Annotated in this window: 16 protein-coding genes and 1 riboswitch; of the genes, 6 read left to right on the top strand and 10 right to left on the bottom strand. The window is 49.5% G+C overall.

What is annotated here, in order from left to right:
• Positions 1–118: 118 nt before the first annotated feature.
• The 5 genes from guaA to AC13H5_RS02625 form a co-directional block, all read right to left on the bottom strand.
• On the bottom strand, positions 119–1,642 hold the full coding sequence (gene guaA / locus AC13H5_RS02645; RefSeq protein ID WP_483546542.1) for a glutamine-hydrolyzing GMP synthase: 1,524 nt from the start codon (positions 1,640–1,642) through the stop codon (positions 119–121).
• Between the two features lie 111 nt (positions 1,643–1,753).
• Positions 1,754–1,854, bottom strand: a riboswitch (purine riboswitch).
• A gap of 39 nt (positions 1,855–1,893) precedes the next feature.
• Positions 1,894–3,990 carry a DUF4129 domain-containing transglutaminase family protein gene (locus tag AC13H5_RS02640; RefSeq protein ID WP_483546264.1) on the bottom strand — a complete coding sequence of 699 codons (2,097 nt, stop codon included), beginning with the start codon at positions 3,988–3,990 and terminating at the stop codon, positions 1,894–1,896.
• Positions 3,987–5,054, bottom strand: coding sequence for a DUF58 domain-containing protein (locus tag AC13H5_RS02635; protein ID WP_034781624.1), 1,068 nt, complete (start codon positions 5,052–5,054; stop codon positions 3,987–3,989). The genes AC13H5_RS02640 and AC13H5_RS02635 overlap by 4 nt, the downstream gene beginning before the upstream one ends.
• Positions 5,051–6,004 carry an AAA family ATPase gene (locus tag AC13H5_RS02630; protein ID WP_214709525.1) on the bottom strand — a complete coding sequence of 318 codons (954 nt, stop codon included), beginning with the start codon at positions 6,002–6,004 and terminating at the stop codon, positions 5,051–5,053. The genes AC13H5_RS02635 and AC13H5_RS02630 overlap by 4 nt, the downstream gene beginning before the upstream one ends.
• A gap of 172 nt (positions 6,005–6,176) precedes the next feature.
• Positions 6,177–6,782 (bottom strand): flavin reductase family protein, encoded by a 606-nt coding sequence (locus AC13H5_RS02625; RefSeq protein WP_034781621.1) that lies wholly within the window; start codon positions 6,780–6,782, stop codon positions 6,177–6,179.
• Positions 6,783–7,040: 258 nt separating this feature from the next.
• Here AC13H5_RS02625 and AC13H5_RS02620 point away from each other — a divergent pair, with 258 nt between their 5' ends.
• Positions 7,041–8,879 carry an ATP-binding protein gene (locus AC13H5_RS02620; protein ID WP_235420266.1) on the top strand — a complete coding sequence of 613 codons (1,839 nt, stop codon included), beginning with the start codon at positions 7,041–7,043 and terminating at the stop codon, positions 8,877–8,879.
• 202 nt (positions 8,880–9,081) lie between these two features.
• Positions 9,082–9,399 carry a hypothetical protein gene (locus AC13H5_RS02615; protein ID WP_131490827.1) on the top strand — a complete coding sequence of 106 codons (318 nt, stop codon included), beginning with the start codon at positions 9,082–9,084 and terminating at the stop codon, positions 9,397–9,399.
• A 63-nt stretch (positions 9,400–9,462) separates the two neighbouring features.
• Here AC13H5_RS02615 and AC13H5_RS02610 read toward each other — a convergent pair whose 3' ends face one another.
• On the bottom strand, positions 9,463–10,746 hold the full coding sequence (locus AC13H5_RS02610) for a tetratricopeptide repeat protein (RefSeq protein WP_034781610.1): 1,284 nt from the start codon (positions 10,744–10,746) through the stop codon (positions 9,463–9,465).
• A gap of 281 nt (positions 10,747–11,027) precedes the next feature.
• Here AC13H5_RS02610 and AC13H5_RS02605 point away from each other — a divergent pair, with 281 nt between their 5' ends.
• The 3 genes from AC13H5_RS02605 to AC13H5_RS02595 all read left to right on the top strand — a co-directional run bounded on the left by AC13H5_RS02605 (position 11,028) and on the right by AC13H5_RS02595 (position 13,834).
• Complete coding sequence (locus AC13H5_RS02605) at positions 11,028–11,708, top strand: hypothetical protein (protein ID WP_034781607.1); 681 nt, start codon at positions 11,028–11,030, stop codon at positions 11,706–11,708.
• An 82-nt stretch (positions 11,709–11,790) separates the two neighbouring features.
• Positions 11,791–12,309, top strand: coding sequence for a hypothetical protein (locus AC13H5_RS02600; protein WP_034781604.1), 519 nt, complete (start codon positions 11,791–11,793; stop codon positions 12,307–12,309).
• Positions 12,310–12,505: 196 nt separating this feature from the next.
• Positions 12,506–13,834 carry an N-acetylmuramoyl-L-alanine amidase family protein gene (locus AC13H5_RS02595; RefSeq protein ID WP_214825376.1) on the top strand — a complete coding sequence of 443 codons (1,329 nt, stop codon included), beginning with the start codon at positions 12,506–12,508 and terminating at the stop codon, positions 13,832–13,834.
• A 26-nt stretch (positions 13,835–13,860) separates the two neighbouring features.
• Here the strand turns inward: AC13H5_RS02595 and AC13H5_RS02590 are convergent, their stop codons facing one another.
• Both AC13H5_RS02590 and AC13H5_RS02585 read right to left on the bottom strand, forming a co-directional pair.
• A complete protein-coding gene (locus tag AC13H5_RS02590) occupies positions 13,861–14,385 on the bottom strand; it encodes a GNAT family N-acetyltransferase (RefSeq protein WP_214754546.1) in 525 nt (174 codons plus the stop codon).
• Positions 14,386–14,420: 35 nt separating this feature from the next.
• The gene (locus AC13H5_RS02585) at positions 14,421–15,263 is read right to left on the bottom strand and encodes a CPBP family intramembrane glutamic endopeptidase (protein WP_483546263.1); all 843 of its coding nucleotides are present in this window, start codon (positions 15,261–15,263) and stop codon (positions 14,421–14,423) included.
• A gap of 163 nt (positions 15,264–15,426) precedes the next feature.
• Between AC13H5_RS02585 and AC13H5_RS02580 the strand changes: the two genes are divergently transcribed.
• Positions 15,427–17,784: a bifunctional diguanylate cyclase/phosphodiesterase gene (locus AC13H5_RS02580; protein ID WP_483546262.1), complete on the top strand. Its 2,358-nt coding sequence runs from the start codon at positions 15,427–15,429 to the stop codon at positions 17,782–17,784.
• 77 nt (positions 17,785–17,861) lie between these two features.
• Here AC13H5_RS02580 and AC13H5_RS02575 read toward each other — a convergent pair whose 3' ends face one another.
• Both AC13H5_RS02575 and AC13H5_RS02570 read right to left on the bottom strand, forming a co-directional pair.
• Positions 17,862–19,007 (bottom strand): mannitol-1-phosphate 5-dehydrogenase, encoded by a 1,146-nt coding sequence (locus AC13H5_RS02575; RefSeq protein ID WP_214720146.1) that lies wholly within the window; start codon positions 19,005–19,007, stop codon positions 17,862–17,864.
• Positions 19,007–19,438, bottom strand: coding sequence for a PTS mannitol transporter subunit IIA (locus AC13H5_RS02570; protein ID WP_052090290.1), 432 nt, complete (start codon positions 19,436–19,438; stop codon positions 19,007–19,009). The genes AC13H5_RS02575 and AC13H5_RS02570 overlap by 1 nt, the downstream gene beginning before the upstream one ends.
• Between the last annotated feature and the right edge of the window lie 43 nt (positions 19,439–19,481).

Here is a 19,481-nt window from a genome sequence, read left to right as displayed (position 1 = left end):
TTTATCTTAACAACGTCAAAAATGAATGTCAACAGTAATGACGGATTTTAATCAAATATTTCATTCTAATGTTCGGTTTTTCCATATAAAAACAGAGAGGATTGCCCCCCTCTGCCTATTATTCCCACTCGATTGTTGCTGGTGGCTTCGATGTGATGTCGTACAGGACACGGTTGACGTGACTGACTTCGTTGACGATACGGACCGAAATCTTCTCGAGTACATCCCATGGGATGCGGGCCCAATCCGAAGTCATCCCATCAATTGATGTGACGGCACGGACGCCGACGGCATAGTCATACGTCCGCTCGTCGCCCATGACGCCGACTGAACGAATCGGTGTAAGAACCGTGAAATATTGCCAAATGTCACGTTCGAGACCGGCTTTCTTCACTTCTTCACGCAAAATCGCATCAGATTCGCGCACGATTTCGAGTTTCTCTTCTGTGATTTCACCGAGAACACGAATGCCAAGACCTGGTCCCGGGAACGGTTGGCGCCATACGATATAGTCTGGCAATCCGAGTTCAGTACCGAGTTCACGTACTTCGTCTTTAAAGAGCGTGTTGAGCGGCTCGATCAACGTGAAGTTCATATCTTCCGGAAGTCCACCGACGTTATGGTGCGACTTGATCGTTTGTGCCGTATCTGTTCCACTCTCGATGATATCCGTGTAGAGCGTACCTTGGGCAAGGAAGTCCATGTCCACAAGTTTAGACGCTTCTTCGTCAAACACGTAGATGAACTCGTTGCCGATGATTTTTCGTTTTTGTTCCGGATCTGAAACACCGGCAAGTTTGGCCATGAAACGCTCCTGTGCATCAATCTTAATGACTTTCATATTAAAGCCATCTGCGAACGTCTTCATGACACTGTCCGCTTCGTTTTTACGGAGCAAACCATGGTCGACGAACATACATGTCAACTGGTCGCCGATCGCGCGGTGAACGAGCGCCGCCACGACCGATGAGTCAACACCACCTGACAAGGCACAAAGAACTTGCTTGTCACCGACGATTTCACGAATCTTCTCGACTTCGATGTCGATAAAGTTTTCCATCGACCATTCGCCTTTGGCACCACACACTTCATAGATGAAGTTTTTCAAGATGTCGTTTCCGTACTCCGAGTGACGGACTTCCGGGTGATACTGCACCCCATACATCTTGAGGTCATCACTCTTGATTGAGGCGACCGGACAAGAAGGGTTCGTCCCATCAACGATAAATCCTGGCGGTGCTTCCATGACGAGGTCACCGTGACTCATCCAAACAGTATGTTCCACTGGAAGATCCTTGTAGAGGGCCGACGCTTCCGGTGTCGAGAAGAGCGTCGCTTTCCCGTATTCACGATGTGCGGCCCGCTCGACACGTCCACCGAAGTGATGCGTCATGAGCTGCATGCCGTAACAGATCCCGAAAATCGGAATCCCGAGTTCGAAAATTTCTGGGTCACAGCGATATGCGCCTTCCGCGTACACACTGTTCGGGCCACCCGAGAAAATAATACCGGCCGGAGCCAGTTCACGAATCTCAGCAGCGGTCATCTTGTGGGAATGAAGCTCACTATATACGCCAAGGTCACGCACACGACGTGTGATCAACTGGTTGTACTGGCCTCCAAAGTCGAGCACCAAAATCATCTCTTGTTCTATTTTCACAAAACCTCCACCTTTCTGCCTTCTTCTCAAAAAAAGAGCGAGCTTCTCCCACGGATTCACTAAACCGAAGAAGAAGCACGCCCTTTTCTGTGTATACGAAACGTGCTCCTTCATAGTCGGTCCATTTACGGTGGTCCGGTAGAGACTCTCGCGCCAATTCGCGAGTATATACGAAGGAATGCTGTTCAATTATCTAACTAATGCGTCTATCTTACTGTATGCATCCGCCTACTTCAACTCATAATTCGACGAATCATGATTTTCCAATATTCTTTATATTTTGAATTCGGTGTTTGGTCGGCATAGATACTTTGCTCGAACAGACGGGTCAATCTCGTCATTTCGGTCGACTCATAATAGGCATCGACCTCTGCAGCGAGTTCTGACGGCGTGCGCCCGTCGACTTTGAAGCCTGCTCCGCGGAGTCGTTTAACTAGATATCGGTGCATGGCGACGAGTCGATTTTCATTCAATGGACGCCGTGTCCACCAAAGCATCATGACGAGGCGTTCAATCGATTTTCGGTTCCATACGAGAACGGCGACCGTAAAGACAATCAACACCCAACCCCAGACCGGCATATTCCAATTCTCCGTTGCCGCCTCACCTGATGTGACATCATCGAGTGCCAAATCTTCCTGTGGACGGTTCGTCTGCTCATTGTCTTGCGATGCTTGTGGATCGTTGGCTGCCGGGTCTTCTGAATTCGTTTCGTCCTCTGTCTCGATTTGAAGTAAGTTGGCGTCCGAGAAACTGATCGTCGCCTCAAGCGGGACCCAGCCTGCGCCTTCCACGAAATATTCTACCCATGAGTGAGCGTGACGGTTCCGGACCGTGTATTCTTCTTCCCCTTGAATGACCCCGCGCGCATCACCCATCGTGAAGCCTTTGACCCAACGCGTCGGCACCCCGCTCGCCCGTAGAAGGACAGCGGCCGAGGTCGAGAAGTTGTCGCAGTACCCGATCAACGTATCAAACAAAAATTGATCGACGTAATCGGTATCCCCTTCCGGGACGGCGACGTCTTCCGTGTTGTATTGGAATTCTCCAGATTGGAAGTACCCCTGAACGGCTTGGGCGTCCTCGTAAGGACTCTCGCTGTCAGCCGTGATGTCAGCCGCCAAGTCACGAACACGGTCCGGAAGCGAATCCGGTAGTTGTAAGTACGCCTGCCGCTCTTCTTCCGTCAACGTCGTTACCGGTTCGTTCAATGCCAGTTGCTCTTCAGTGAAGGAAGGGACGCTGTAGCGAAGTTGAATCGTCTGCGGCGTCGTTTGGCCATCATTGTCGAAGACGATCTTTCCGGACGGACGGATGTGAATCGTCTCGTTCGGGAACGGCTCCTCGATACTGCCGACCCTGAATTCGGTCCCATTGTCCGTCTCGGTCGCTTGTGGATACTCCCCGCCATACGGGACGAACGTTTGACGCCGGTCGAATCGGAGCAGCGCCTGTTCAGGCGTCGTATCGACGTCCGGGTCGACGAGCTGGCCGCGGTTGTAGTCCGAGTCGAGGACCGGGGACTCGACCCAACCTTTACCGGTGTAAATCTCTTTTGATTCGATGCGCCAGTAGCGTGCCGGTACACCACGGGCGATGAAGACGATCCCGTCATCCTGTTCGAACGGTCCACCGAGTTGCTCATCGTTCACCCCGTAGCCGACTCGACCGCTGCCTGACCCTTCATCATTGCCAGCGTTTTGGAAACTCGTCGTCAACCGATCGGACCAGTCCCCTTCAATCGTCGGCGACACGCTCGCGAGCGCCAACACGACCGAAGCGAGGAGAGCGATACTGACATAGCGGACGAGCGACTTGCTCGGCCGTTTCGCCAAATCCGTGACGAAGAGTAATAAGAGTGACGCTAAAATCGCAAGTAGTATTTTTCCTTCTCCGTCATAAAGCGTCCATGTGTCAAAGTACGCCATCAATCCGAGCGTCGAGACGATCATCCCGAGGACGAAACCATAGCTTGGATACGTCCGTCCGACCAAGATGGCGAACAGGACACCGATGAGCGCCATCGCCGAGAAGAAAATCGCTTCTTCTGGTAAAGCCCCACTCAGCACGCCACTCAAATCTTCTAGCCAGAGCCCAAACCAATCTAAGATACTTCCGTGATACACGTACAAGATGGTAAAGAAGTTGAGGACAACCACGGCGATGAACCCATACCAAGGCAACAAGCTCGCAAACATCGGTACGAGGAGTAAAAACAGGAACGGCCAATTGACGTCGAACGTCGTACTCCCGACAATCGGCTCGACCCAAAACGACAACAAGTAAGCGGCAAGTGCCGTATAGACAATCCGTTTCACCCACATCGTCATGTCGTCACCTCGTTCGCCGTGTACAAGTGATAGCTGCCTTGGGTCTCATTCATGATTTCGCGTACCCATTTCGTCTCGAGCGGGCTGATTAAAATCAAGTTTCCGACCTCTTGCGGCAAGTTACGCTTCACTCGTTCAACGAGACGCCCTTCCGGTTCTGGCGTCGCCGTCAGCAAGTAATGCCCGACCTCGGCGCTTTGGTCCGGCAAATGAAATAGACGGACCTGTTCTTCGATGACGTACAGTTCAAACGGCAAGTTTTTCCGTTCAAGTTGCCGAATCGCGCCGACGAGTAACGACAGTGATCGTTCGAACGCTTCTTCGTGTCCGGCAGATGTGGACGGGACGAAGACGAGCGATAGTTTTTTCTCCTGCTCTTGATCGAACGTTTTCGTCATCAAGTTGCCTCGACGAGCCGAGGCCTTCCAATCAATCCGGCCGATGCGGTCACCGGCCGCGTATTCCCGGACACCGCTCGTCGTGTTCGCTACTTCTGTATATGTCCGCGTGCGCCGGTACTGTTCGCCACGCCCACCGACCTGCTCATCACGCGGCAAATCGAACGGAAGTTCAGCCGGCGACACTTCGACGACCGTCTCGAGCCGCAACGTCCGTTTACGATCGAACAGCCCGAACACGTCACGTACGTGAAGGACCGTCCGATCGAAAACGTGGATCCCCCGGCGGATCTGTTCGATTTCGTAATGCACCGTCTCTGTTCGCCGAAAAAAGCGGTCGACCGGAGTAACAATCACGTCCGTCGATGTAGCGAGACGAGGCGGCGGTGTCTCTTCTAACGTGACGACCCCGACAAGAAACGGATACTTCCGCTCCACTTGCAGTTCTACGTCCATCGTTTGGCCCGAGACGAGTCGTTTGGTCGTGATTCGCCGCGAGACGTTGGCTGCCGTGACCGGGTAAATCATAAAGATTGTCCAATACGCCGCCAAAACGAAAAATGACCACCAAAGTGTCGAGGCGACGATACTCCCTTCGATCCGGGCGAACGCGTAAAGTCCGAATGCCGCCGCCCACACGAGGAACAGCTTCATCCAATTTTTCATACTTCTTTGACCTCACGATCCATCGGGACCGGTAGCGAGTCGAGCCAACCTTTGACGAGCTGTTCGGCCGTTTTCCCTTTATAACGCGCCTCTGCCGTCAACAAGATACGGTGACCGAGCACACTACCCGCGAGCGCCTTCACGTCATCTGGCAAGACGAAATCACGGTTATGGATATACGCCCACGCCTGAGCTGCCTTCATCAGAGCGAGCGTCGCACGCGGACTACCCCCGAGGTACGTGTTAGGGTCGTTGCGCGACTCATGGATCAAGCGGACGATATACTGTTTGACCGCACTCGAGACATGCACGTCACGCACGTCACGCTGCATCTGTTCGACTTCGTGTTTCGTGATGACACTTTGGAGCGCCTCGAGCGGCTCTGCCTTTTCGAAACGGGTCAACAAAGAGATTTCTTCATTGAACGACGGGTACCCCATCTCGATTTTAAGAAGGAATCGGTCGAGCTGGGCTTCCGGGAGCGGGTATGTTCCTTCATGTTCAATCGGGTTTTGTGTCGCCATGACGAAGAACGGGGAAGGTAAGATTTTGACTTCCCCATCGACGGTCACACTGCGCTCCGCCATCGCCTCGAGTAACGCCGACTGCGTTTTCGGAGAGGTCCGGTTGATTTCATCAGCCAAGACGATGTTCCCCATCAAAGGTCCCGGACGGTACTCGAACTCTTTTGTCTTTTGATTGTACATCGAGATCCCCGTCAAGTCGGACGGCAACATGTCCGGAGTGAACTGAACGCGTTTAAAATCCAAATCAATGGCACGACTGAACGTACGAACGAGCATCGTCTTCCCGACCCCGGGCACGTCTTCTAACAACACGTGACCTCCGGCAAGCAACGCAGTCAAACTTTTTGCGATGACATCTTCTTTCCCGACGATCACCGTTTCAATGGCATTGATGATCGATTGAATGGCTGGACGATAGGACATAGCCGACTCCCCTTTTTTCTCTAATCGCTGATGCGTTCGAAAATTGAATGTTCTGACTTTATTGTGACATATTCAAGCGCTCGTGTGAAAGAAAACCATCATGCCAATCGGTTTTCCATTCTTTACCCGAAAAAAGGCGCCTTGTCTCTGATTTGAGCAGGCGCCATGACGTTTATTTTGGTCGTTCGATTTCAAAAGTGTCCCCGAGGGTCGCATAAAAGTTGCCGGCGAGACGACTGACCGGCGCCAGTTGTTCCGCATCGATGCGTCCAGCATGATAAAGCGCTGGCTCGATGTGAAAACGGACGACGCGAGCGATCAACAAGTCCGCTGTCACGACGCCATCGTGTTCGATTGGAACGTGATGATGAAGTTTACACTCCATCCGGATTTTGGCTTCTTTCACACCCGGTGTCTTCACGACGTCGCTAGGCACGATGGTGAAGGCCGTCCGCTCGAGTTCGCTTTCCTCGGGTCCTAGATTGGCTGCCGTCTCATTGACGAGGGTCACATTCGTTTCGTCTACGATATGGATGACGAGTTCTTCGGTCGCGACAGCGTTACGAGCCGTGTCTTTCATGACACCGTCCTTCCGTTGAACCGACACCGAGAGAAGTGGTGGTTCGGAAGCGACGATATTGAAATAACTGAACGGAGCGGCATTAATCGTCTCTCCGTTTCGCGTCGTCACAAATGCGATTGGGCGCGGTACGACACTTCCAATCAAAAATTTATACGCGTCACGTTCGGTTAAAGCTGAAGGTTCAATCGATAGCATACGATAGCACTCCTTTGGATTCGACTATAGGTTCAAACTATCCCGTTCACAGCGGACGTGTCAAACGTGAGCACATCGGAATGTGTAGGATGATGAAATACGGGGTATATCCGTCTAGATATGACAATTAAACAGACAATCATCTGATGGCACATCGCTTGAGCAGTTCGGTGTTCATCTGATTTTTCTTTTTGTATATTTCGGTTATGACGATTGAATTGGAGATGGTTTTAGTTAAGGAAGGAAGTAGAGCGTATTATGGGCAAGTGGATTGAACAATTGAACAGTCGTCAAATACTCGGCATCCTGTATGGGGTCTGTATCGTCAGTCTCTTTTTAACGGCAATCGCGGCTTGGTTTGTTCGGGATGATAACGTCTCGCCAAACGAACTTTTGACGTTACGTTGGATTTGGATGACCGGGTTAGTCATGTTTATCACTGCTATTTTATTAATCGGCCGTCCATTGATTAAACGAATGGTCGGACAAAATGAGAAAATGCATGCGAAGCAACAAGAGATGCAGTCGGTGCTCGAGGCGTCTAAACAAAACGAGACAAAATTGAAGTATCGTAACGAACTGATCGAAGTACTCGCTTCAAAGGAGTCGTTATTAGACTACTCTGCTGTCATCGAAAAGATCGTCTGGTTGACCGAGGCTGAGTTCGGGGCGGTCCTCCTAATCAAAGACGATGAAATCACATCCGTCGTACCAAAAGGGATGACGACAGAACAACAAGAAGATTTAAAGGTGCAGTCGCTCTTGTTAAAACGCGTCATGATCTCGAAATCGCTAGAAGCGACATCGAAGAAAGTGGCTGATCAGATTCACGGTTATCCGTATTACATCCACGAGACGGTCATCCCCGTGAAAGACCCGTCAGATGGGACGATGATCGGTTGCTTGTACTTGGCATGTTATGACGAGCCGTTCGACGCGAGTGAAACGTCGGAACTGAACGCATTTGCGAATCAGTTGGCTATCTCGCTATTGCGGACCCGACTGTATCGCCAAATGCAACAAGACCGGAAAGAGACGGCGCAACTGATCAACTCAGTGCGCGAAGCCATCCTCTACTTCAATTATGAGGAAGACACGATTGTCGGCAACCGCGCCTTTATCCGCATGTTCGATGAGCTCCAATTCGAGTACGCGGGTTATGAGGAACTGACGACCTTGTCGATCGATATCGAACAGTTCGCCGAACGGGTCGACCAACAAGACCTCTTCATCAGTTACGTCGAGCGTGTGTTCGACCAAGAACCACCGGAAGATGGCCTCTCGATTTCCCTTGACCAAGGTGATTGCTTCCTCCAAGTATACGCCGAGAGCATTTACCGGGATGGGAAGATACACGGCACGATGCTCGTGTTGCGTGATGTGACGGCCGAGACCGAGATCGACCGAATGAAGTCGGAGCTCGTCTCGACGGTTTCTCACGAATTACGAACTCCGTTATCTTCCATTTATGGGTTTACAGAATTGATGCTCGAGCGCGACTTGAAAGAAAGCCGTCGCGAATTGTATTTGAAGACCATCCATGACGAAGCGAAGCGTCTCTCCTACTTGGTAAACGACTTCCTCGACCTGCAAAAGATGGAGGCCGGGAAACAGACGTTTGAATGGGAAACGGTTGACCTTCTCGAACTTGCTCGTGACAGCATCAGCTTCTATCAAGAAACGACCGACTCGCATCATTTACACCTCGATGCCGACGTCGGACAAGACTTCAAAATCGAAGCTGATTTAGAAGGAATGCGGCAGTTGCTTGGTAACTTGCTCAGTAACGCCATCAAGTATTCACCTGAAGGCGGCAACGTGCTCGTCTCGTTGGAACGACTCGAAGGACAAGTCGTCATGAAAGTCCGGGATAACGGGATGGGGATCCCTTCTTCCGCCTTGCCGAACTTGTTCGGGAAGTTTTACCGAGTCGACAACTCGGACCGCCGGAAAATCGGCGGAACGGGCCTCGGTCTCGCCATCTGTAAAGAGATCGCCAAAGCGCACGACGGACATTTACATGTCGAATCGATCTACGGTGAAGGTAGCACCTTTATTTGTGAGCTCCCGACGTCAAAAGAGGCGATTCATCAATGAGCGCGGCCGGATTCATTCCGGTCGTGTTTTTTATATTATTGCTTCTCTTTTTTGCAGGAATGTTTTGGCATAATCTAGAAAAAGAGTAACACCGAGAACCTGAGGCGACGTCACTACACCCTTCCCATTATTCTCGCAGGTAAAATTTAAAAAAAGAGCTATACTAGTAAGGAAGAGACAGACAAGATTGGAGGTCATGGAGTTGGATCATCGCGACCCACCGTTTTCAGAAGTAGGCGACTTTAAACAATGGGGCCGTTTTGATATAAACGTGCCACTGCAGGGCGGGCAAGCTGAACTTCAGACTGCCGTGTCGATTGTAAGAAATCATATTCCGTTGCGATTGGGTGGATTTTATATCATCGCGAGTGAAGATGGGATTTTGACGAGCGGCTCACACGACGCCAATTTACAAAAGCACATCATTCACTTGCTCCAACAAGTGCAAATGGGCCATGTGGAAGATGAAGCGTTGATGAACGAACCGATTTGGACGATTCATTATTTCACCACTCCATAAAACGACAAGAGACGATTCGGGCGTCTCTTTTTTTGTGCAAAAAAAAGAACGCCTCGAGAGGCGTTAATCCCATCGAGACATAATCGCAATGGATTTTTCATAGTATTCAGTGGATAGTTTATACTTCCCATTTTCACGTAGCTCACGCGCTAACCAAAGTGCGTATTTGTTTGTGTAATGATAATCATCAGACGACTCAAAATAGTGAACTGCCTTTTTCAAACTTTCAATCAATTCTTTACTGTTTCCATGAGTGTATTTATCACGGAAGACTCCAAAGTGGTATATAAATTCGTCTAGGTTTTCCTGTATACCAGCTTCTTTAATGATATTTTCTCCCTTTTCTACCCAATCAAGTACTTCTTTCGCATTATCCCGAATAGAGTATTCCTCAATTAAAGAAAGAATACTTAGTAACTTACTTTTGGTTTCTACTTTATATTCTAATCCTTTCAGGAAATATTCTAATGCAAGTTCTCGGTTTCCTTGCAAAGAATAAATTTCTCCTGTGTTATTGTATAGCATCCCATAATACCCTTTTAAATCAGTAGCTCCAGCAGCCTTTATTGCCTTTTGGTAATGGGACAATGATTCATTAAATCTTTTTCTTCTTTTGAATGCTAATCCAATAATTAAGTGGCATTCGATAACCCGTTCCACATAAAAATTATCTTTAAAGTATGTCAAAGCTGTAGTAACGTGTTCGATTGTTTGAAGATAATCAGTGTATTTATAATACATTCCACCAATGATGTAATTGATATCTGCTATTTCCCATTCTTCTAAATATGTTGTATCCAACTCGTCTCTTACTTGTTGCATAAGAGACAAGGCGGTGTCTTTATCGTTTAAAGAAAAAGATTTTAAAGCCTTTAGAACGTTAAACCGCATACGATCTTCGGAAGTGAACTGATCTTGTAGCCATTCTAATTCAGTTAAATATCCTTCTTTTCCACCAGGCATAAAATCAAATCGAGCTAACACTAATAACATTAATATATATAGAGGTTTGTGTTTGTAAATCCTATGATCGTTTTTATATCGCTCTATTCTCTTCAGGTTGTCCGCAGTTTCTTTAGGCTTTCTAGATAAGATGGCTTCTTTCATTAATCTGGTGATTTCTAGCCTAATCTTTTCAATTTCCGCTTCAGTTACTGTTACGTACAGAGGAATGTCTAAGTCTAACTTCCTAAAAATTAGTTCTAATACTTCCTCACTAGGTATGGTCTGATTATTTTCAATTTTACTTAAATATGAGATAGAACATATTCCACGGGCTAAAACTGACTGTTTCATATTACGGCGCAGACGCTCTACTTTAATCAAATTCCCATAATTATTTTGCATGCAGTAGCATCTCCTGGACTCTTTTTATAATACTTTAGACCCGATTTTCATCAAATTTCATCTCATCTAGGAAAATCAGACTTATAAATGGTCGATTTTCAAAGGTTTTAAGCGTCTATTTTCCCAAACGATACAAAATCACTAGTCCTTTTATCCATGATAGAATTTAACTAATCCCAAAAAGGGAATTTTGTTAGTTTTAACAGACTGTCTCATTTAAAGTTTATTCCATCCATGATAAAAAGCAAGACATAGGGCATAAACTAAAGGAGGTCATCTAAATGAGTAAACTTAGTAATCTCCTCGCTAGAGATTATGTAAAGCCACGCATCTATTTTACAACAAGAAACTTACCTACAATCGATGCATTATTTACCCCCTCAGATCAAAAACAGTTTAGAGGCCTTGATAATCTATCAACTCTCTTACAAGATTCTAAAGGTATTATCATAAATGCATTCCACATCGATTATTATCAAACTTTACCAAATTTAATCGCACGCATATTAAGCGAAACTTATTCTTCAAAAAAAATATGGGTTATTGGTCCCGAACTCTCGTTAACTATTTTGAAAAGAAGTATGAAAAGTATTTATCCATTTAGATCTTCTATAGGATATTTAAACGCAGATCAGTGTGAAAAAGCCCTGATTGAAACGTGTGTAGAAAAACTGCACGATGGTGATTTACTGTATGTTTTACCAGAGGTTTCATTTGCATGGAAGCCTGGAGTTGACGAGGATTATAATAACCATGAAGAACATCCTCTATGTAGTGCGATTCTAAGCCAAAAATCAAAATGCTCTGTTTTACCAATTACCAATTCAGATGTTGATAACATGATTGAAATTCACGAACCTGTTTATTCAAAAGATTACCGAGGCTCTATATTTGAATCAGCTATCCTTCAATCTCGTCAAGTTTTAACAGCCTTAAAATTGAATCAACCACATCTCGAATGATTGCCAAATAGTACCTTTACGTCATATATTGTTTATATACGGAAAAATACACAGCATACAACCTAGAAAAGAGGTACTATTTATGAAAAAATTCAAAAATGCGCTAATTGTTTCATTAGCTTTACTTCTTCTTTTCGGAATTTCAAAGCCGCTAATTTCAGAAAATCCGTTCACATCAGAAGAATTGGCCGCTGAAGATTTCCCACGCCTCTGGAGCTTGCCGGCTAACCAAGTCGCAGCTGAGGATTTCCCACGCCTCTGGAGCTTGCCGACTAACCAAGTCGCAGCCGAGGATTTTCCACGCCTCTGGAGCTTGCCGACTAACCAAGTCGCAGCTGAGGATTTCCCACGCCTTTGGAGCTTGCCGACTAACCAAGTCGCAGCCGAGGATTTCCCACGCCTCTGGAGCTTGCCGGCTAACCAAGTCGCAGCCGAGGATTTCCCACGCCTTTGGAGCTTGCCGACTAACCAAGTCGCAGCTGAGGATTTCCCACGCCTCTGGAGCTTGCCGACTAACCAAGTCGCAGCTGAGGATTTCCCACGCCTCTGGAGCTTGCCAACTAACCAAGTCGCTTCTAAAGACTCTTCACCTCTTGCCTAATCCTTCAAAAGAGACGCCCTTGCGCGTCTCTTTTTTATTTCCGAATCTCTGGAAATAAACTTTTAGAAAAAAAGTAAAACAATTTACATATTAACCTCCATTTTTTTCTTGTTTCCTTATATAATAACGGAGACATGATGACGATTTCATTTCACAGCTATTTCATATGAACGACGAACAAAGGAGCGGATCTCGATTGAACCGAACGAAACCATCTTGGAACTTGAAACTGTTGCTTAGCTCTTCCCTTGTCATTGGTGGCATGGCCATCGCCCCATTCGACTTGACGCCGACCGGTTTCGAATCGAGCCGTGTCGAAGCTGCCTCGACCTACACGACGACAGCTAACTTGAACCTTCGTTTGAGTGCCGCCACTTGGAGTCCGATTCTTCTAACGATTCCATCCGGGGCGTCCGTCAAATATGTCAGCACGTACGGGTCTTGGTACAAAGTCAGTTACGGCGGAAAAACCGGCTACGTCGCTTCGCAGTACGTAAAAGTATCGAGCGCGTCGACAATCACGCCGAGTTCAGCTTCGTACTACAAAACAACAGTCAATTTGAACATGCGATTGACGGCAGCCTCATGGAGCACGGTCTTGATGACCATCCCGAACGGCGCCACTGTCAAGTACGTCAGCCGCTACGGCTCTTGGTATAAGGTCAGCTACAATGGGAAAACGGGCTATGTGGCTTCCCAGTACTTATCAGCCACAGGAGCCCCGACCACGACGACATCGACAACCTCCTACCAAACAACGGTCAACTTGAACATGCGTTTGACGGCTGCCTCGTGGAGCAAGGTATTGATGACCATCCCGAACGGCTCGACCGTCAAGTATGTCAGCAAGTACGGCTCTTGGTATAAGGTCAGTTACGGTGGGAAGACGGGCTACGTCGCTTCCCAGTATTTGAAACCAGCCACGACGACGACACCGACGACGTCCACGGGTACGGGACGTACGATTGTGATTGATGCCGGACACGGTGGAAACGATCCTGGAGCTGTCTACGGCTCATCTTACGAAAAAGTGATTGCATTCGATATTGCCGCACGTCTCGCGAGTACGCTCTCGAATACATATGGCTATAACGCACGGATGACACGCACGAACGATGTCTACTTGTCGCTCGCACAACGCGTCGAATTGACGAAGTCGTATAAAGGTAGCGCCTTTGTCAGCATTCACAACAACTCTTCGACGAACACGTCTTACCACGGTCATGAAGTACTCGTGCCGACCGGAGAAAGCTATACGACGAACCCATACATCTCGGCTAGCCGGAGTCTAGGAGCGGCCATCAACCGTGAACTCGGTGCACGTATCCCGACAATCCGTAACCGTGGCGTGAAGTATCAAAACGTTTATGTCGTCGGAAAGAACAGCGTCCCTTCGACACTCGTCGAATACGGGTTCATCAGCAACGCGAACGACCGCTCGCATTTGACGAGCATCACTTACCGGCAACGGATGGCAGACGCCACCGCTTCTGGGATTCATCAATTCATGAGCACTTATAAATAAGCAAGAGACCTGACCGCATATGCGAATCAGGTCTCTTTTTCTGTAGTCGTGCAACGCCAAATCTTATGCGGTGCGCCAGGTCCCCAGTAATGGTCAAGCGTCAACGTCGGCGGCCCGAGCCGCTTTTCCCAATAGGCTTGAGACGTCGGGAAGCCAGCATCCAAGTAAAACGCCGTCTGTCCGTTCGCTGACAATTGTCGTTTGATGTTCTCAATCAAGAAGTGACCTACCCCTTGACGTTGGGACGTAGGCGACACATACATGCAACCGACTTCTGGCGTGTTCGGTTCGACGTCGATATGGGCAGTAATGATGTCATTGGGAGGTAAAATCGCCGCTGTGCCCACGATGACGCCGTCTTTTACGACAACGAAAATTTGAACGGACTCGTCCTCGAAACTGTCCTGAACGGTCGTGTTCAATCGCTCTACTTCTTCATCCAATAGATCGGCATCCTCAAACTGTTCTCGCCGAATCAAGTCACTCAGACTCTCCATGAACAGTCGTTGGAGCGGTTTGACGTCTTCGCGGTCAAGCGGGCGAAAGTTCAATGTCTCCACTTCCCTCTAGTCCTGAATTGTACGTGCTAGTCTTTACCCGCGTCCCGATTGGGTGTAACGTTCGCTTGATGCGATCCTTCGACCGCTTCGAGTTGCTCGAGGTGATCATAACCGAGATGGCCGTGTGTCTGCCAGACGAGGATGATCGCGGTCGTAAGGAGTAACAGCGTCAAGTGAAGAAATCCAATCGGGAACGCGCCCGGTTCAATTAACGGAACGAGCGTGAACGAGACGTTGAACATCGTGTGCAATAGGAACACGGACCATAAGTTCATCGTCGTGACGTTATAGAGCCACGAAATGATAAACGTGAACGCCAGAATTGCCGAGCCATACGCCCAAAACGGGATCAATGACTGCCCCGTCCCCTCCATGAAGAAGAGCGGAATATGCCAGCCCGCCCAGATGACGCCGACGAACAGGCTCGCCTTGACGGGCGTGACTTTCAGTTGAAACGCATCGAGCAAATATCCGCGCCACCCGTACTCTTCTTGGATTGTTCCTCCAAGGAACAACATGTAGAGGAAATAGGGAACAACGAGCCATGGACGTTCCAGTAACGACGCGCCATCGGCATCGGACCACCAATGGGCAATCAAAAACAACACAGGCAGGAACAAGAGCCCGAACGCGTAATAGCGAACGGACATCTTCCACTCGAACCCTCGCTTCCAAAGCGTCTTCACTCCTGACCAGCCATTCTCTCGAAACGCCATATAGCTCCCTGCCAGACTTGGACCGAACGCCCCAATCACGACAATCACCTGGATCGGTAATCCGGTCCACATATACAGCCCCCACCACGTCAGCCATGAGAACCCGAACGCGATGAGGAGAAACAGAATGATTTCTTTTTTTGTCGGAATCAACGCGTCCCCCTCCTTCTACACGTAGTTTACCCGCTTTCTGCCGGGCTTCCCTATTTCACGCAAAAAATATTTTCAACAAGTGAAGCAAAATGATAGGTGGGCTTTTGTTTTGCGGGGTATAATTAGAATTACTATAAAAAATACATTCTTTAGCGAGGTACACATGGAACCAGTAGTCGAACACTCGATGAGTCATAATGTTTTTCTTGTGATTCTCTCTTATATTATCGCCGCCGTTTCTGCATACGCCGCCATCGAGCTGGCACGGCGTGTCAATTCAGCGAACCGTTCCGTCCAGAACGTGTGGATCTTAGCTGGAGGTGCGACGCTCGGTCTCGGGATCTGGTCGATGCATTTTATCGCCATGCTCGCGCATGAGGCGTTGCGACCGGTCACGTATTCGATCCCGCTCGTCCTATTTTCCGTCATCATCGCCATGGCCGGCTGTATTTTCGGCTTCTTGATCGTCTCGCGTCGCACGACCCGCCCCGCTTTGATCGGTGCCGGGGTTGTGATGGGCGGCAGTATCGCGAGCATGCATTATGTCGGAATGGCCGCCCTGCAAGGTGTAGTGACTTCGTATAATCCATGGCTTGCGGCGTTATCGATTCTGATTGCGATTGGCGCCTCTCTCGTCGCCCTCTGGATTGGTTTCTTCTCGAAGTACGCCAAGCAAAAGATCGATCTCGAATTGAAAGTATTTTTCTCGTTGCTGATGGGCATCGCCATCTTCGGCATGCACTTCGTCGGGATGCTAGCCGCGTCGTTCACGTTCGTCGAGATGGATTCTCCGTTCGCCAATGCGATTGAACCGTCGTTACTCGCATGGCTCGTCACGGCAATCACAGTGATTTTGTTCGCCATTTTCTTCCTGTCGCTCACGCTTGATCGTCACCTTCGCAAACGAGAGTTCATTCAAGCGACGATTCTTGATTCGACGACGGATGCCGTCGTCACGACGACAAAGGATGGAATGATCCAATATGCGAACACGGCCTTCTATCGCTTGTTTGACGAAATCGAGGAAGATGCTTTTTTCCAAGACTATCATTCGTCGCTCACGATCAATCAACCGTTTTATGAACCACGGCGCATCGACATCGGTGATCGAACGATTGAGGTCACGAGTTATCCACTCAAAGGCGAAACGATGGACCAGATGCTTTGGTTCCTCCGTGACGTCTCAGAAACAATCGCCTCACAGCGTCTCGTCGAACATATGGCGTATCACGACACGCTCACGGATTTGCCGAACCGGCACAAGCTCGAACGTATTCTCGCCGAACATATTCAAATCGAGGACCCGGTCGCTTGTCTCTACATCGACATCGATCGTTGGCGGTTCTTGAGCGACATGCTCGGTCATCATGGTTCGGACGAATTGACGATGCAAATCGCCGAACGCCTGCAAGTGACGATTCACCCGGACGACATATTGACACGCGTCGGGTCATCCGAGTTCATCATCTTGTTGTTCGACAAGCGGAGTACGCTTGCCAAACAGAAGGCAGAGAAATGCATCAAAGCCATCTCTCAGCCGTTCGATATCGACGGCACGACCGTCGAACTGACGATGAGTGCCGGAGTTAGCCATTATCCGAAAGACACGACATCGGCCGAGGAGCTCGTTCAATACGCCCGCCTCGCCGTCCACGAATCGAAACGGACCGGAAAGAATCAAATTAAAGAGTTCGAAGACGAGTCGAAGCACCAAATCCTTCGTACCGTCGAGATCGAGAAGGCGCTCACGCATGCGCTCGACCGGAACGAGTTCACACTCGTGTATCAGCCGAAAGTGTCGCTGACGCAAAACCGGCTCGAAGGCGTTGAGGCGCTGCTTCGTTGGAACAACCGCGAGCTCGGTCACGTGTCACCGACCGACTTCATTCCAATCGCAGAAAACACGGGCCTCATCCATCCGATTGGCAGTTGGGTCATGCGTGAGTCTTGCCGAGCCTGGGTGCGCTGGAAGAAGTCTGGTGTGAAACCATTCACCCTTTCGGTCAACGTCTCGCCACTCCAATTCGCACGTGAAGATTTCGTCGAGTCCCTCCAAGCCATCTTGGATGAGACCGGGATGGACCCGATGTTCCTCGAATTGGAAGTGACGGAGTCGTCGATGCTGTCATACGAGGCGTCGACACGGGAGAAACTTGCCCAGCTCCATCAGTTCGGCATCTTGATCTCGCTCGACGATTTCGGGACCGGCTACTCGTCGTTCCGTCAATTGCGGGAGCTCCCGGTCCAAGTGTTGAAGATTGACCGGTCGTTCATCGTCAACTTGTTCACGGACCGGAACCAGGAAGCCATCGTCCGTTCGATGATCCAGCTCGGCCATAACCTTAATATGAAAGTGCTCATGGAAGGCGTCGAGACGTCGGATCAACTCGAATGGTTGCTGAACGAACAGTGTGATTACGTTCAAGGTTATTACTTCAGTCGTCCCCTTCGTGAGAAGGACGTCGTGAAGCACGTCAAATCGGTCACCACTTATATTGAGTTCGGGAAGACCCGAGCTTGAGGAGACTGCAGCCCCTGCGCTGCAGTCTTTTTATATGCCAAAAATCTCCCATGCCGCTCGGGCATAGGAGATTCGATTTACGAGACTTGCGCTTTTTCTTGTTCGCGAATCAAGTGATATTGTTCGAGAATCAGCTTCGTGAGCGTATCGTCCTCATGCAATTGAAGATATTTTTCCACCGTCGAGACGATGCCATCTTCTTCGATGGACACATAAAGTTCAGAAGATTCTGAATCCTCAGGGTTGTAATAGGTTAAGGCAGCTGCGATCCCGTAGGCGAGTTCGTTCGGTTCGATGCCGTTGTCGATGAGTTCACGGGCCGGTTTGACGAGCCGGTCACTCGGTCCGAGCTTCCGGATTGGTGAGCGGGCGACTCGTGAGACTTCATCTTTCAATTTCGGATTCTCGAACCGCTTGATGATCTTTTGAATGTATTGGCTATGTTCTTTCGCCTCGAACCCGTACTTCTCGAGGAGGAGCCAACCGGTCTCATACAAGGCGCCTTGTACGACTTGACGGACACGGCGGTCTTTCAGCGCTTCGTCGATCGTCGCTTTCCCGAACAAGGAACCGATGTACGACGCGATGGCGTGACCGGTATTGACCGTGAACAGCTTCCGCTCGATGTATGGCCCAATCTCGTCGACCCACGTCACACCTTGAAGCGGGGGCCGCTCGGCCAATCCTTTCGTCTCGATGACCCATTCGTAAAACGTCTCGACCTCGACGAACAGCGGGTCCGCGTGTTGCTGCAACGGGACGATCCGGTCGACGGCCGCATTCGGGAACGAAGCATTGGCCGTCCCGATACCACCTGATGCTTCGATCGCTTGATGAAGTGATGCGCTACCACCGATCATGTTCTCGCAAGCAATCACATAAACCGGTGCCGACGTCTCTCGTTCACGGAGCCCTTCGCTGATGAGGGGGGCGACTCTCGGTAGCAGCGTCGGTCCGACGGCGGTCGTGACGAGATCGGCCTCGGCGATGAGGGCGATGACGCGTTCCGGGTCGGTCAAACTGTTGACGCCGCGGACCCGATCGACGACGACGTTGTCGACGCCTTCTTCGGCAAATCCGACTTCATAGAACCGTTTGTCTTCTAACGCCTGGATGACGGTATCATTGATATCGACGAACGTGACCTCGTAGCCGCTCTGATTGAGCAACAATCCGATAAACCCACGTCCGATGTTCCCTGCCCCAAAATGTACGGCTTTCATTACGCCACCTCTTCCATGAATAACGACAAAATCTCTTCTTTCGTCTTCGCCTGTACAAGACGCTCGACGTTATCCTCATCTGAACAGATGACTGCGATTTGGGACAGGAGTTCCAAATGTTCATCATCCACACCAGCAATCCCGATGACGAGTTTCGCCGTCTGGCCACCGAAATCGACGCCGGCCGGCACTTGAAGGATGGAAATCCCCGTCTTTTGAACGGCGGATTTCGCTTCCTCAGTCCCGTGCGGAATCGCGACTTGGTTCCCGATATAAACGCTTGATAGCGCTTGACGTGCATGCATCGCTTGGACGTAAGCCGGAGACACGCATCCGGCTGCTTCTAACACTTCACCGGCTGCGTCGATCGCTTCGGCCGACGTGTTGAACGATTGGTTGAGTCGAATCATCTCTGTCTGAATGAATGGCATTTTAGTTCCTCCTATACCTTAAGCCTTTGTCTCTGTCTGTTGT

The sequence above is a fragment of the Exiguobacterium sp. FD-YE-25-4 genome (assembly GCF_057004685.1).
Note: the sequence above shows the minus strand (reverse complement) of the source record. Positions and strands in the feature narration are given on the sequence as shown.